This is a genomic window from Prauserella halophila (genome assembly GCF_024171895.1).
GTDB classification, from domain to species: Bacteria; Actinomycetota; Actinomycetes; order Mycobacteriales; family Pseudonocardiaceae; genus Prauserella; species Prauserella halophila.
Map to the genome: position 1 here is coordinate 23,703 of NZ_JAMTCQ010000009.1, position 13,605 is coordinate 37,307.

Consider the following 13,605-nt stretch of genomic DNA (forward strand, 5'->3'; position numbering starts at 1 on the left):
AATGCGCGTATATCTGGCGGTGGAACGATCACGTGTGGTGAAACGGGGTGCGGACATGGCATACGAGCTGCGGGACTGGGACATCGTCTCGGGCGTGGGCATCACCGCTCTCGGCGTGGCTGCGGCCAGGGCTGTCGAGACAAGCAGGGACGACGCGCTCGTCCGGGACCCCTACGCCGCCGAGTTCGTCCGCGCCGCGGAATCGCCGGTTCCCATGCCGACCGGCGCCGGGGACGTCGCCCACGACGAGCACTGCTGGTCCCTGATGTCGGTGTTCCTGGGGCTGCGCTCCCGGTTTCTCGACGAGTACCTGCTCGATTCCTGCGCCGAGCCCGCCGGAGCGTCCGGAACGCGGCAGATCGTGTTGCTCGCGGCCGGGTTGGACAGTCGCACCTTCCGGCTGCCGTGGCCGGAGGATGCCGTCGTGTACGAGGTCGATCAGCCACGGGTGCTGGAGTTCAAGGACGACGTCCTCGCCCGCAGCGGCGCGGAGCCGGGATGCACGCGCCGAGCGGTCCCGGTCGATCTGCGGGATGACTGGGCCGCGGCGCTGCGCGGCAGCGGCTTCGATCCGGGCGCGCCCACCAGCTGGCTCGCCGAGGGGCTCATGCCCTACCTTCCTGCGGATGCGGCGGAGCGGTTGCTGACGACCGTGCACGAGCTGTCCGCGCCGGGCAGCACGATCGCGGTGGAGTACCTGCCGGGCGCCGGTTCGGCCCTCGCTGATTCCTCGGTCGCGTCGCGGTTGACCGGACTGGGAATCGACCTCGCCTCGCTGCTGTCGGACGCCGATTACGACCCGAGTGCCCGCCTGGCCGAGCGGGGGTGGGCTGTCGACGAGGTGACGGCGGAACAGCTGGCCGAGCGGTACGGCCGCAGCTTCGACGACGACCTCGCCGAGCTGGCGGGCAACGGGCGGTATCTGACCGCGCGGAAGCGCTAGCGTCCTGCCCACAGCCGGTCACGGCCGGGTGGCGTTGCCGGTAGGTTGGCGGCATGTGGAAACGGACGGTGCCGGCCGCCGCGCTGGGAATGTTGTTGCTCGCCGGGTGTTCCGAAGTCGCCGAGGTGCAGGACACCGTGAGTGGAGCCGCCGACAAGGCGAGCGTGTGCGGAAAGGCGCTCGGGATCGTCGACCTCAACCCGAACCTCGACCCGCAGCAGGCTCAGGACGAGGCTGCGGACAAGGCACAGCAGTTGCGGGACCTGGCCGGTCAGGCGGCCGAGCAGGACCTCCAGCAGAACCTGACCGCGCTCGCGGACGGCTACGTCGAGCTCGAACAGCGAAGCGCCGACCAGCTCGGCGAATTCAACCAGTGGCTGCAGCAGAACCTGAACAACCTCGAAAGCCTCCGCCAGGCCTGTATGTGACGCGGGTGCCCGTACTGGCCGCGTGAGACCGGCCGGCACGGCCGTCACGCGGGCTGCGGGGCGGCGCTGCCGGAGCGGCTGCGGTGGGACAGGGCTGCGCCGACGATGGCGAACGCCAGTCCGCCGAGACCCGCCGCGACGAACCCCAGGTTCGGTGACGTGTGGTCCATGACGAACCCGACGGCCGGGCTGCCGAGCGCGAGCCCCAAGCGCGTCGCCGAATCCTGCACGCCCATCGCCTCGCCGCGCACCGCCGGTGGGGCGAGCTGCGACACCCGTTCCGTCGTGGCGGCGAGGGTCGGGGCGCACACGAGGTTCGACGGCACGAGCACGAGCGCCAGCAGCCACCACGGCTGCGCCACGAGCGCCGCGGGGATCGTCAGCGCGGCGAGCGCGACCATCAGTGTCAGCTGGGACGCCGATCGCCGCGCGACGCCGTGCACGATCCCGCCTGCCAGCGAGGCCAGGCACATCGCGGCGATCACGAGGCCGGCTGCGCCGACCTCGCCGGATTCACGCAGGGTCGCCAGGGCAGCCAGCTCGGCGCCGACCAGTACGAACAGTGCACCGGTCGCGACGAGCAGGGTCGCGATCATCTGCCTGCCGAGCCAGGACGTCAGCGGTGGGCGAGCCGCGCTGCGGGAGGTCCGCCCCGCTTCGTCCGGTGTGCGGACCGGCGGGTTCACGGCGTACAGCGCGCACGCGCAGGTGCCGAACAGCAGGCCGATACCGGTCAGCGCGGCCGTCGACGACATCTGGGTGCTGACGAGAATCCCCAGTGCAGGGCCGGTCATGAACGTCAGCTCGACGAGTATCGAGTCGAGCGAGTAGGCGGTGCGGCGCTGCCGCACGGGGACGAGTGCCGCGATCACCTGGCGCGCGATCGGTCCCGCGGGGATGAGCAGCGCGCCTGCGGGCAGCGCGGCCACGAGCAGTACCGCGTACGGCAGGTACGGCGCGCCGATCCAGAACGTTGCCGACACCGTGCCGCACACTGCGACGACGGGCCGCAGTCCGTGGTGGTCGATCATGCGGCCGAGCAGCGGTGCGGCGAGTGCCGTGCCCGCGGTCGTGGCGGTGCCGACGAGACCTGCGGCGCCGTAGCCGTGGCCGAGGCTGCCGACGACGTGGAGGGTCAGCGTGACGCCCGTGGCCGTCATGGGGAGCCGGGCGAGCACGGCGACGAGCGTCGACGTGGCCATGCGAGGAATGCGCAGAATGTGCAGGTAGGGCGTCAACGGCACCCGTCGACGTAACAACAGCCCGGTACGGTCGTGCAACTTTTTTCGGGCATGTCACACGTGGGCAGTGGGTGACGCGCCGGAGAGTGAACTCCGCGGGCCGGGGCGGGAAACGGCTACGTCGAGGGACGGCACTGAGAGTTGTGGTGGACGAGTGAGGCCGCAGGGTGACCCCGGGTCGCCCGTCCCGGTACTTGCCGTACCGGCAGCCGAGTGACGGCATGCCTCTGGTGGCCTAGTGCGCGATCAGTGGTCGGGCACACGCAGTCACGTGATTACGACACGGAATCAGGTGATTGCGTCGAGTAAACGGCGATGCGGGTTGGTACGGCTGGACGTGTTCGTTGCTCTCCCACGCCAGGAGGTTGGCAGTCATGAAGTCCGGATTCGCTCGCACGGTCGCCGCGGTGATGTCGGGTGCCGCGATCGCGGTCGCCACGTCGGGGATCGCGACGGCGGCGAGCATCAGAGACGACGGCAGTGGCTCGGTCACCACGCAGTCCACCGCACACCGCCTGCTGGACCTGCGGGACCAGCTCACCGACCGGGCCTACTCCGGCGATGTGCAGGGCACGAAGGTCACTCTCACCGACATCGACCCGGTACTCGAGAGGCTCGCCGCCGCGCCTGCCACGCGGGAGGCGGTGAGTGATGCGAAGCAGGCCCTGGCACAGAACCAGCGGGTGCAGGACGTCCTCGCGAACCCGCAGGCGCAGTCGCGTGCGTACACAGCTGATGCTCAGATGAGGCAGCTGCCGGGGTTGCCGGACCCGTTGAGCGCGGTGAACGGCTTGCTGCAGTCGCTGCTCGCGACGGTGCAGGGCCTGCTTTCCGGGCTGCTCGGATCGGTGCCTGCCCCGGACGTACCCGCGGTGCCGGAGGTCCCGGAGGTTCCGGAGGTTCCCGACACGCCGGACGTCCCGGAGACACCGGACGTCCCGACCCCGTGACCCACGGCGTCGGATGCCCGAAGGGCACCTTGGGGGCGTTGAGCGCCCCCAAGGTGCCCTTTGGGGCGCTCAACGCCCCACATCTTCCCTTCGCGTCTGCCCTCCACACCGCCGCTGCGTGCGTCCGGGTGGAGGGCGGATCTCGTTTCCGCCCGCTGCCTGCTCGCCGGCGGAGCTACCGGGTGTATCCGGAAAGGCCCATGCGGAGGGCGCCTGCCGCCTCGGCGGTCGCCTCGCGGAACCGGGTGCCCACGCCCGTGAAGTTGACGAACCCGTGGACCAGGTCGTCCTGCCTGCTGAGGCCGACCGGGACGCCTGCATCCGCCAGCTTGGCGGCATACGCCTCGCCCTCGTCGCGGAGCGGATCGAAGCCCGCGGTGGCGATGTACGCGGGCGGCAGGCCCGTGTGGTCGTCGGCCAGCAGCGGCGACAGCAACGGGTCCGACCGGTCGACACCCGCGGGCGCGTACTGGTCGACGAACCACGTCATGTGCTCGTCGGTGAGGAAGAACCCGTCGCCGAACAGTTCGCGCGACCGCCGCCGCACCGTCGAATCCACCGCCGGGTACAGCAACAGCTGGAAGGCGGGTGCCGCGCCGCCGCGGCGGGTGGCGGCCAGCGACGTCACCGCCGCGAGGTTGCCGCCCGCGCTGTCCCCGCCGACGGCGATCCGGTCGGCGTCGGCACCCAGGTCGGCGGCTTTCGCGTGGGCGTAGTCGAACGCCGTGAGCGCGTCCTGCTGCGCCGCGGGGAACGGATGCTCCGGCGCGAGGCGGTACTCGATCGACAGCACGCGCACGCCGGCCTGCTTGGCGAGGAAACGCGCGGTGTTGTCGTGGCTGTCGCGGGTGCCGAGCACGAATCCGCCACCGTGGAAGAAGACCAGCAGCGGGGAACCGTCGGCCAGCCCCTGTGGCGTGTACAGCCGTGCCGGGATGTCGCCGTGGTCGGCGGGGATCACGAGCTCACGCGTGGCGACCGGCTGGATCGGTGCGCCGCTCACCAGGTGCCGGGAGGCGTCCAGCGCGGCGCGTGAGCTCTCGATGTCGAAGTCAGAGTTCACCAGCGACGTCCCGGACAGCTGTTGCATCCGCAGCAGCAACTGTGCGTCCAGTGCGAGTTCCTGTCCGTCCAGCCGGACCGGCTTGCCCGCGATCAGCCGCCGCAACGGCGCCGGCAGTGCGTAGATCGTCTTCATGGCCGCGGCCTGTGCCCGGATCTGAGCTGGAATCGCCATCGGTGGTGCCTTCCGTCGACTCTGACTACGAGCCATGACATTACTGCCGAGTAGGGCGGTCGGCCAGTCCTCGGCGGCCGCATTCCGTCCCGCGACGGCGCCCGGCGGGTCGGCACCCGGTGGGACGGGATTCGACGGTGCGCCGATCCCCACACGCTGCGGGATGCCACGGACACTGCGCGATGTGACGGATATCGTCTCCGCGGCGGCGCAGTGGACCTCGACCAAGGTCGAGCACTTAACCTCGGGGTCGTGACTTCTACAGGCGCGATCAAGGTGCTCGGTATCGGTGGCTCGTTGCGGGAGGGCTCGCAAACCGAACGGGCTCTGCGGGTCGCACTCGCCGGTGCGGCCGACGCGGGTGCCGAGACGTCGGTCATCTGCGGCCAGGCCCTGAACCTGCCGTTCTACGACGCGGTGGCGGTCGAGCGCACGCCGGAGGCCGGCGCGCTCGTCGAGGCGATCCGTGAGGCCGACGGGCTCATCGTGGTCTCGCCCGGTTACCACGGTGCGTTGTCCGGGCTGATCAAGAACGCGCTCGACTACATCGAGGACCTGCGTTCCGATCGGCGGCCCTACCTCGACGGTCGCGCCGTCGGGTCGATCGGCGTCGCCCACGGCTGGCAGGCGGCGGTCACCACGCTCGACCAGCTGCGCACGATCACGCACGCACTCCGTGGTTGGCCCACACCGCTGGGCGGCGCGGTCAACACCGGTGAGGTCAAGTTCGACGACCACGGCGGGACGTCGGACGAGAAGGTCGAACACACGCTGCGGCTCATCGGCACCCAGGTCACGGACTTCGCCCGCCACCGCGCGTGACGGCGGCCGGGTTTGAGCGCCCGGTACCGCGGCAATCCCCTTCCTGTACCGGCCGCGACGTGCGTCGCAGTGCTGCTCAGGGCACGTGACGCCTCGAGTACGCCGAGCGTTTCCCGTCAACGCGCACCGCAGGAGGAATTCCCATGGCCAGCTCGCCGATCAGCAGCCCGCTCAAGGACAGCGACAAGAAGATCACCGGGAACGTGCTGCAAAGCACGCTGGTGGACCTGCTCGACCTGTCGCTGATCGCGAAGCAGGCCCACTGGAACGTGGTCGGTGCGAATTTCCGCAGCGCCCACCTGCAGCTGGACGAACTCGTGTCGACGGCGCGTACCTACGCCGATTCCGTGGCCGAGCGTGCCAACGCGATCGGTGTCTCGCCGAACGGCAAGGCCGCAACGGTCGCCGACAGCTCGGGGCTGTCCGACTATCCGGACAACTGGCAGGACACGAAGGCCACCGTCGACGCGATCGTCGAGCGCCTCGCCGAGCTGATCGGCCGCCTCCGCAAGAGCATCGACGAGACAGACAAGGCCGACCTCGTCACTCAGGACCTGCTCATCGAGATCGCGGCGGAACTCGAGAAGCAGCACTGGATGTGGCAGGCCCAGCAGCAGTAGCCCGCCGGGAGTGACGGTCCCGAGGTGCGGGGTGAGCCCGCGGAGAGTGCCCGCGGGTAGCAAGCCCGTGGGGGTGAGCCCGCGGGGGCAGCAACGTCAAGATCAGGGGAATTTCTGGGGTGTTGAGCGCCCCGAAGGTGCCCTTCGGGGCGCTCAACCGCCGCGTCAGGCGAGGCCGACGGACCGCATCGCGAAGTGGACCTCGATGGCCGTCTGCGTGATCGTCTCGGAGATCACCAGCGAGCCGTGACCCGCGTCGTAGCGGTAGAACGCGTGCGCCGTGCCGCGCTCGGCCAGCCCGTCGAGGTAGTTCTCGATCTGGCGGATCGGACAGCGCGGGTCGTTATCGCCCGCGAGCACCAGCACCGGGACGTCGACATTGTCGAGGTACGTCAGCGGCGAGCACTCGCGGTAGACCTCGGGCACGTCCTCGGGCGCGCCGCCGAACAGCGCGCGGTCGAACGAACGCAGCTGCTCCATCTCGTCCTCATACGCCGCGACGTAATCGGCGACGGGCACGGCTGCGACGCCCGCGGTCCACCGGCCCGGCTGGGTGCCGAGTGCCAGCAGCGTCAGGTACCCGCCCCACGAGGCGCCGCTGACGACGCACCGCTGCGGATCGGCCAGCCCGCTGCTCACAGCCCAGTCGTGCACCGCAGCGACGTCTTCCAGTTCGGTCAGCCCGGGCCTGCCCTCGATGGCGTCACGCCATGCCGAGCCGTAGCCCGTCGACCCGCGATAGTTGACCTCGACGACCGCGAACCCTGCGTCCAGCCACACGGCGCGATAGGCGGAGAAGCGGTCCTCGTCCGCGGCGTGCGGACCGCCGTGCAGCAGAAAGACCGTCGGCTGCGGGCCGTCGGAGCCCGCAGGCCTGGCGACGAGCGCGTGAATGCGCCCACCCGGCCCCTCGACGAACGCGTCCTCGACGGCCTGCGAACCCGGCGCACGGTCGCCGGGCGGGGTCATCAGCACCTCGTCGGCCCCGTCGGCGCGGCGCACGCGCACGACGGGGGGCTGCGCGGCGTTGGACCACGAGTACTCGACGCTGCCGTCCGGACGCACGCCGCCACCGCCGATCCGGCCGGGCGGCGTGTCGAGCGAGGTCAGGGCCGCGGACACGAGGTCGTAGCGGTACAGCGAGCTGCGGCCCTCGTGGAAGTGGACGAGCAGCAGGGCCTCGGCGTCCGGGTACCACGTTCCGGCGACCTCACCGGGCAGGTCGAGGCTGATCTCCTGCTCGGTGTCGGCCTCGACGTCCCAGATGAGCAGCTCCTCCTTGCCGCGGCGCTCGTGGAGCAGCAGCAGGCGCGGATCGCCTTCGCGGGGTGAGAACTCGAGCGCGTCCAGGCCTTTGCCCTCGCCGTCCCACTTGTCGGCGACGGCCTCGAATCCGTCGGTGGCGAGCACGCGAACGGCCGGGTGGCGGGAATCGCCGTGTTCGGAGTGCGCGATGGCCAGCAGCCGCTCGTCCCTGGACAGCGCGGCGATGCCCGCGTCGTCGGGCCGGGAGTAGAAGCGCGTCGTCGTGCCGCCGGTGTGGGCGTAGAGCGCGCTGCCGTCATCGGTGGACACTCCGGCCGCGACGATCCGGTGACCGATCTCCAGGCCCGCCGGGTAGCCGTCGGGGACATCGGGGACGGCCTTGGTGGCCCCGGACGCCGTTGCTGCGGTCTGGGTGGGGGCGGTCCGGTGCGAGGTGCCGTCGTTCGCCTGGCCGGTCGCGTCGAAAGGCTGGCGGACCCAGGAACCGAACTCGTCGCCGTCGGTGTCGTCGAACCACCAGATCCACTCGCCGTCGGGCGACATCGTCGCGTGGAGCGTGCCGTTGGGACGGTCGGTCACCCGGCGGCTCTCGCCCGTGGCGCGGTTCCACGCGTAGACCTCCCACACGCCACTGGCGTTGGACACGTAGATGCTGGCGTCGGGTGCGTCGAGCGCCCAGTCCGGCACCGAGACGCGCGGCGCCAGGAACCGGGACCGCCAGCGCCGCTCCGCCGCCTCGTCGGGGAAGAGCTGTTCGGGGACGTGCGGGGCCGGGTACTGCTTGTCGCCTGGCTGCTGTGTCGTCACAGCTGTCGATCCTGCCAGCTCACCCTCGCGCGCCGCGTCCGGCCACGAACTCGGGAGACGTCGATCGGGACATGCCCTGTGCTGCCTGCCCGGGTTTCGCCGTGAGGCCCGTCACGTGTGAGGTTGCGGGGTTGTGCACTCCGGGTGAGGGGCACGGGGTCATCATGGGCGCGATGTCTGCTGAATCGGTGCGCACCGAGGACGGTGCCGACAACGAACCGGTCGAAACGCGGTTGACGAGCTGGGAGCAGCGCACCGAATGGCCGATGATCGTGCTGTCGGTGCTGTTCTTCGCGGGTTACGCGTGGACGGTGCTGCAGCCCGGCATGGACGGCGAGCTGCGCTGGCTGCTGAACGTCGCGATGTGGGTGGTCTGGGGCGTGTTCGCCGCCGACTACCTCATCCGGCTCGCTCTGAGCAGGCGGCGCGGCAGGTTCGTGCTGCGGAACCTGTTCGACCTCGTCGTCATCGCGGTGCCGATGCTGCGCCAACTGCGGGTGCTGCGCCTGGTCACGGTGCTGATCCTGATCAACCGTCGGGTCCAGGCGCGCGTGCGCGGGCAGGTGGTCGCCTACGTGACGGGTGCGACGGTGCTGGTGGGGGTGTCCGCTGCGCTGGCCGTGCTCGAAGTCGAGCGCTATGCCCCCGACTCCACGATCACGAGTTTCGGTGACGCGCTGTGGTGGACGATGACGACCATCACCACCGTCGGTTACGGCGATTACTCGCCGGTGACGGGCGAAGGCAAGCTCATCGCCACCGGGCTGATGCTGGCCGGTATCGCACTGCTCGGTGTCGTCACGGGTTCGATCGCCTCGTGGTTCGTCGAGAAGTTCGGCGGCATGGAGGAGTCGGAGAAGCAGGCGAGGCAGGCCGACGCCGACCGCACCGACGAGCTGCGCGGCGAGGTCGCCGACCTCAAGACGGAGATCGCGGCCCTGCGCGACCAGCTGGCGGGCCCCCGCACCGACGATTCGCGGACATAACGTCGACTCGGTGACTCGGTGACTCGGTGACTCGGTGACTCGGTGACTCGGTGACTCGGCGGGCTCCGCGGGCTTACGGCTCTGTGTTCGGTGGCCCCGAGTCCGGCGAACGGCGGTCCGTGTTCGGTGTCGGAGCCTCGGCCGGCCTGCCGGGATGCAGCGAAAGCCCGGGCGCAGCCACGGACTCCGTCGCCCATCCCCGGAACCTGCAACACGGCCCCCGGAAGGCGCAACACGGCCCCTGGAACTTGCAACACGCTCCCCGGAAGGCGCAACACGGGCTCCGGAAGGCGCAACACGGGCTCCGCACTCCGGACCTCGCACCCGCACGCACTCGGCAGCAGGCCAGCGAGCGCAGCGAGCACGGCCGGACCCACCCACCCGAGGCAACACCTCGTCCCGCACAGCACCACAGGCAGGGAGTCCGGGGCCGAGCCCGCCGGGCCGGGGTGTGGCTGCGCCCCCACAAGACACAAAGAAAGAGACCCCTGCCCGCGCTTTCCGCGCGGCAGGGGTCTCCCTCTTTCGTCGGGGTGGCGGGATTTGAACCCACGACCTCCTCGACCCGAACGAGGCACGCTACCAAGCTGCGCCACACCCCGATGGTTTTCACCGGACTCCCGGTGAGCGGGTCGGGAAATAGTCTAGCGGACTTCGCTGCGCGCTTTACGGCGGGTGGTTCTTCGCGCGGTCATGTCCTTGCGGGTGGTCGCTGAGCTGCGGGGAACGAGGGTGAGCAGGCTCGCTTCGGGCGGGCAGGCGAACCGGGCGGGGGCGTACGGCGAGGTGCCGAGTCCGGCGGAGACGCCGAGCCACATGTCGGCACCCCAGCGGGAGACGCCGCGAGCGCGGGATCGGTCGAGTTCGCAGTTGGTGACGAGGGCGCCGATGCCGGGGATGCGGAGCTGCCCGCCGTGGGTGTGCCCTGCGAGGACGAGGTCGTAGCCCTCGGAAGCGAACGGGTCGAGCACGCGGGGTTCGGGCGAGTGGGTGATGCCGAGCTTCAGCACGATCTCGGCATCGACGTGGCCCGCGATCAGGTTGAAGCGGTCGCGGCGCAGGTGCGGATCGTCGACGCCGGCCGCGAAGATGCGCTGACCTGCGACGTCGAAGGTGGTGCGGCGGTGGGTGAGGTCGTTCCAGCCGCGCTCGACCAGTGCCGCGCGCAGGTCTCGCCACGGCAGGTGATTGCCGTGGACGCGCTTCTTGCGGCCTTTGGGCATGAGGTAGCGCGCGGGGTTCTTGGGTTTGGGCGCGTAGTAGTCGTTGCTGCCGAAGATGAACACGCCGGGCCGGTCGAGCAGTGGCCCGAGCGCGCGGAGAACGGCGGGGACCGCGCGGTGGTGGGCGAGGTTGTCACCGGTGTTGACGACCAGGTCGGGTTCGAGTTCGTCGAGCGCCGCGACCCAGCGCTGTTTGGCTTTGTGGCCGGGCAGCATGTGCAGATCGGAGATGTGCAGGATGCGGATCGGGTCGGCGTCGTCGTCGAGTACGGGCAGCGAGGCGGTGCGCAGTGTCCAGTTCCGGCGTTCGATGCCGACGGCGTAGCCGAGTGTCGCGGCGCCGACGGCCGCCGTCGTGGTGATGAGCCGTTTCATGCCGCTCCCTGCCGAGCTCTTCGTGCTGCTTTGCCGATGCACGCGCTCAGCCTACGCGTGGCGTGACGGTTCACGGCCGCGTCGAGGCGTCAGCGGCGCGGAACCGCAGTCGCGTTTCCGAGATCGCGAACACGAGCGCGATCGCCGTCCCGGGTCCGATCACGGCGAGCCACCACAGGGAACCGGGCTCGACGAAGACGATGACGTACAGCGCGGCGGCAACCTGGGACCACAGCAGGATCAGCCGGGGCAGCGGAGGCAGTGGTGTGAACGGCAGCACGACGGCGATGACGAACGCGGCAGCGATCATGCTGTACCACATGAGGACGACGCCCATGGCTATGCGGCCGCCGGGGCCGCCGGGTGTCCGGCCGGTCCGAATGATGGGCCGGACACCCGGCAGCCGACGTCACGGTCTCTCATCACCGGGTCCCTCACCAGCGGGATCACGGTCGGCCGGTCCTCACTCGTAGCGGGGGCTGGAGCTCGGGAGCTGGCGGACCGGTTCGCCTTCCAGGATCTCGCTCATGGCGTTGAACCAGGTGCGCGCCGGCGCCTTGCCACCGAAGATGTTGCCCGCGCTCTCGCCGTCCACCGAGTAGACGTTGCCGGGACCGCCGTCGATGATGCCGCCCGTCGGGCGCTCCGGCTTGAACACCATCGACGAGCCAGCCAGCTGCGGCGTGCCGCCGACGAACGCGGCGGAGACGTTGTTCTGCGTCGTACCCGTCTTGCCGATCATGGGGCGGGACCAGTCGACGTCCTCGGCCGCGGCGGCCGACGTGCCGCCGGGCAGGTCGTCCTTGCTCATGCCGACGGCCAGCGAGTTCGCCAGGTCCTCGCTGACGACCTGCTGGCACGGGTTCTCGTCGACCTTCACCGGGTTGCCGTCGCGGTCGGTGACCTCGGCGATCGGGGTCGGCGGGCACCAGGTGCCGCCGCTGAGGATCGTCGCCGCCACGTTGCCCATTTCCAGGGGGTTCGTCGGGCTCACGCCGAGCGTGAACGACGGCATGCCGCGCGAATTGCCCCGCGGCCCGTAGTACTTCCGCTGCGACATGGTGTGCGCCTCCCTCTCGTCCTCCTTGTCGATCGCGCCGCCGTTGCCTGCGTTCGACTTCATCGTCCGGCGCATGCCGAGCTTGTAGGTCATCTCGAGAACGGGCTTGATGCCGACACGGTCGACGAGGTGCACGAACGTCGTGTTCGGCGACTTCGCGAGCGCGCCCTGCAGGGTCAGGGTGGGGGGATAGTCACCCGCGTTTCCCACCGTGTACGGCGCCCCGGCGTTGGTGTAACGCGACGAGGTGTACGACCCCGGTGACGGCAGCTCGTCGAAGATGCCGACCCCGGCGTGCTGCATCGCGGCCGCGGCTGTGAAGATCTTGTAGCTCGACCCCGCGCCGGTGACGTTCCACGTGTCGGACGGCAGAGCATAGGTCGTCTCCCCCGCTTCCTTGTCCAGGCCGTAGTCGCGGTTGGCGGCCAGTGCCACCACCTCGTGCCGCTTCTTGCCCGGCCGGACCAGCGACAGCGTGTTGGCCACGTTGTCCTGCATCTTCGGCACCTGCTCCTCGGCGGAGCGCTTGGCGATGCGGTTGATCCGCCGGTCGAGCGTCGTGCGGATCGTGTACCCGCCGTCGTAGAGGTCCTCCTTGGAGATGCCCGAGCGGATCAGGTAGTCCTCGACGTACTGGCAGAAGAAGCCGTGCTGCGGACCGGCGCCGATGCAGTTCGCCGCAGGCTTGTTCGGACCGCCCTTCACGACGCCGAGCGGCTCCTTCTTGAGCCGCTCGGCGTCGCTCTCGGAGAGCTTGTTGTTGTCGACCATCGAGTCGAGCACCAGGTTGCGGCGGTTCTTGGCGCCCTCGGGGTTGTTCCACGGGTCGAGCACCGCCGGGTTGTTCACCATGCCCGCGAGCATCGCCCCCTGGTTGACGTCGAGCTTGTCGGGCGTGGTGTTGAAGTAGGCGCGCGCCGCCCCGCCGATGCCGTAGATCTGCCGCGAGAACTCGACGACGTTGAGATATCCGGCGAGGACCTCCGCCTTCGACATCCGCGCTTCGAGCTGGATCGCGATGCGCGCTTCCTTCAGTTTGCGCGCGATGGTCTGTTCCTGTGCGCGTTGCTGGCCGACCTCGTCGTCGCGGTAGGTGACGTTGATCAGGTAGTTCTTCACGTACTGCTGCGTCAGCGTCGAGGCGCCCTGGGTGTCGCCGCCGGAGGTGTTGCTGATCGCGGCGCGCAGCGTGCCCTTCCAGTCGACACCCGTGTGCTCGTAGAAGCGCCGGTCCTCGATCGAGATCAGCGCCCACTTCATGGCGTCCGAGATCTGATCGGGCTTGGTCGGCACGCGGTACTGGTTGTACAGCGTGGCGATCGGCTTGCCGCTCCGGTCCGTGACGGTCGTCAGCTGCGGCGGCGGCTCGTCGGCGAGCTCGGCCGACATCGAGTCCACGGTCTCGCTCGCCTGGTTCGACACGACACCGGCAGCTCCGACCACGGGGAAGAGGATCCCTGCCACCAGCACCCCCGCCAGCAGACAGAGCCCGACCATCTTCAGCAGACCGCTTCTCTTACGCACGCAGCCAGGGTACGCACAGCGGGCGTCACGTGCGGGTTGGCTACGCGGCGTGGGCGTGGCCGCCGGCGAACGCTGCGACGGGGAACGCTGCGACGGGGAACGCTGCGACGGGGAACGCTGCGA

General features: G+C 70.0%; 12 protein-coding genes and 1 tRNA gene. 6 read left to right on the forward strand and 7 right to left on the reverse strand.

All coding sequences use genetic code 11. From position 1 onward, the window contains the following. Window positions 1-55 precede the first annotated feature (55 nt). Both LY41_RS06320 and LY41_RS06325 read left to right on the forward strand, forming a co-directional pair. Window positions 56-943: an SAM-dependent methyltransferase gene (locus LY41_RS06320; RefSeq protein ID WP_253862944.1), complete on the forward strand. Its 888-nt coding sequence runs from the start codon at window positions 56-58 to the stop codon at window positions 941-943. A 53-nt stretch (window positions 944-996) separates the two neighbouring features. Beyond that, window positions 997-1,371, forward strand: coding sequence for a DUF8711 family protein (locus tag LY41_RS06325; protein WP_253862945.1), 375 nt, complete (start codon window positions 997-999; stop codon window positions 1,369-1,371). Between the two features lie 44 nt (window positions 1,372-1,415). Here LY41_RS06325 and LY41_RS06330 read toward each other — a convergent pair whose 3' ends face one another. Beyond that, window positions 1,416-2,615, reverse strand: a complete 1,200-nt coding sequence (locus LY41_RS06330; protein WP_253862946.1) for an MFS transporter — start codon at window positions 2,613-2,615, stop codon at window positions 1,416-1,418. Window positions 2,616-2,986: 371 nt separating this feature from the next. Between LY41_RS06330 and LY41_RS06335 the strand changes: the two genes are divergently transcribed. Next, window positions 2,987-3,562 (forward strand): hypothetical protein, encoded by a 576-nt coding sequence (locus LY41_RS06335; protein ID WP_253862947.1) that lies wholly within the window; start codon window positions 2,987-2,989, stop codon window positions 3,560-3,562. A gap of 175 nt (window positions 3,563-3,737) precedes the next feature. Here LY41_RS06335 and LY41_RS06340 read toward each other — a convergent pair whose 3' ends face one another. Further along, on the reverse strand, window positions 3,738-4,799 hold the full coding sequence (locus LY41_RS06340) for an alpha/beta hydrolase (RefSeq protein WP_253862948.1): 1,062 nt from the start codon (window positions 4,797-4,799) through the stop codon (window positions 3,738-3,740). 252 nt (window positions 4,800-5,051) lie between these two features. On the opposite strand from LY41_RS06340, the gene LY41_RS06345 reads away from it, so the two are divergent. Both LY41_RS06345 and LY41_RS06350 read left to right on the forward strand, forming a co-directional pair. Continuing rightward, the gene (locus LY41_RS06345; protein WP_253862949.1) at window positions 5,052-5,621 is read left to right on the forward strand and encodes an NADPH-dependent FMN reductase; all 570 of its coding nucleotides are present in this window, start codon (window positions 5,052-5,054) and stop codon (window positions 5,619-5,621) included. 143 nt (window positions 5,622-5,764) lie between these two features. Further along, the gene (locus LY41_RS06350; protein WP_253862950.1) at window positions 5,765-6,241 is read left to right on the forward strand and encodes a Dps family protein; all 477 of its coding nucleotides are present in this window, start codon (window positions 5,765-5,767) and stop codon (window positions 6,239-6,241) included. A 165-nt stretch (window positions 6,242-6,406) separates the two neighbouring features. On the opposite strand, the gene LY41_RS06355 is transcribed toward LY41_RS06350, so the two are convergent. Continuing rightward, the gene (locus LY41_RS06355; protein WP_253862951.1) at window positions 6,407-8,314 is read right to left on the reverse strand and encodes a prolyl oligopeptidase family serine peptidase; all 1,908 of its coding nucleotides are present in this window, start codon (window positions 8,312-8,314) and stop codon (window positions 6,407-6,409) included. A 173-nt stretch (window positions 8,315-8,487) separates the two neighbouring features. Here LY41_RS06355 and LY41_RS06360 point away from each other — a divergent pair, with 173 nt between their 5' ends. Further along, on the forward strand, window positions 8,488-9,300 hold the full coding sequence (locus LY41_RS06360; protein WP_253862952.1) for a potassium channel family protein: 813 nt from the start codon (window positions 8,488-8,490) through the stop codon (window positions 9,298-9,300). Window positions 9,301-9,828: 528 nt separating this feature from the next. On the opposite strand, the gene LY41_RS06365 is transcribed toward LY41_RS06360, so the two are convergent. The 4 genes from LY41_RS06365 to LY41_RS06380 all read right to left on the reverse strand — a co-directional run bounded on the left by LY41_RS06365 (window position 9,829) and on the right by LY41_RS06380 (window position 13,482). Beyond that, a tRNA-Pro gene (locus LY41_RS06365) sits at window positions 9,829-9,902 on the reverse strand. Between the two features lie 42 nt (window positions 9,903-9,944). Continuing rightward, the gene (locus LY41_RS06370; protein ID WP_253862953.1) at window positions 9,945-10,898 is read right to left on the reverse strand and encodes a metallophosphoesterase; all 954 of its coding nucleotides are present in this window, start codon (window positions 10,896-10,898) and stop codon (window positions 9,945-9,947) included. 70 nt (window positions 10,899-10,968) lie between these two features. Further along, a complete protein-coding gene (locus LY41_RS06375; RefSeq protein WP_253862954.1) occupies window positions 10,969-11,208 on the reverse strand; it encodes a hypothetical protein in 240 nt (79 codons plus the stop codon). Window positions 11,209-11,361: 153 nt separating this feature from the next. Further along, on the reverse strand, window positions 11,362-13,482 hold the full coding sequence (locus tag LY41_RS06380) for a transglycosylase domain-containing protein (protein ID WP_253862955.1): 2,121 nt from the start codon (window positions 13,480-13,482) through the stop codon (window positions 11,362-11,364). Between the last annotated feature and the right edge of the window lie 123 nt (window positions 13,483-13,605).

Excerpts from the sequence above, each read along its gene's own strand:
- LY41_RS06335 (WP_253862947.1), top strand. The coding sequence starts at position 2,987 with ATGAAGTCCGGATTCGCTCGCACGGTCGCCGCGGTGATGTCGGGTGCC.
- LY41_RS06325 (WP_253862945.1), top strand. The coding sequence starts at position 997 with ATGTGGAAACGGACGGTGCCGGCCGCCGCGCTGGGAATGTTGTTGCTC.
- LY41_RS06320 (WP_253862944.1), top strand. The coding sequence starts at position 56 with ATGGCATACGAGCTGCGGGACTGGGACATCGTCTCGGGCGTGGGCATC.
- LY41_RS06360 (WP_253862952.1), top strand. The coding sequence starts at position 8,488 with ATGTCTGCTGAATCGGTGCGCACCGAGGACGGTGCCGACAACGAACCG.
- LY41_RS06375 (WP_253862954.1), bottom strand. The coding sequence starts at position 11,208 with ATGATCGCTGCCGCGTTCGTCATCGCCGTCGTGCTGCCGTTCACACCA.
- LY41_RS06350 (WP_253862950.1), top strand. The coding sequence starts at position 5,765 with ATGGCCAGCTCGCCGATCAGCAGCCCGCTCAAGGACAGCGACAAGAAG.
- LY41_RS06370 (WP_253862953.1), bottom strand. The coding sequence starts at position 10,898 with ATGAAACGGCTCATCACCACGACGGCGGCCGTCGGCGCCGCGACACTC.
- LY41_RS06340 (WP_253862948.1), bottom strand. The coding sequence starts at position 4,799 with ATGGCGATTCCAGCTCAGATCCGGGCACAGGCCGCGGCCATGAAGACG.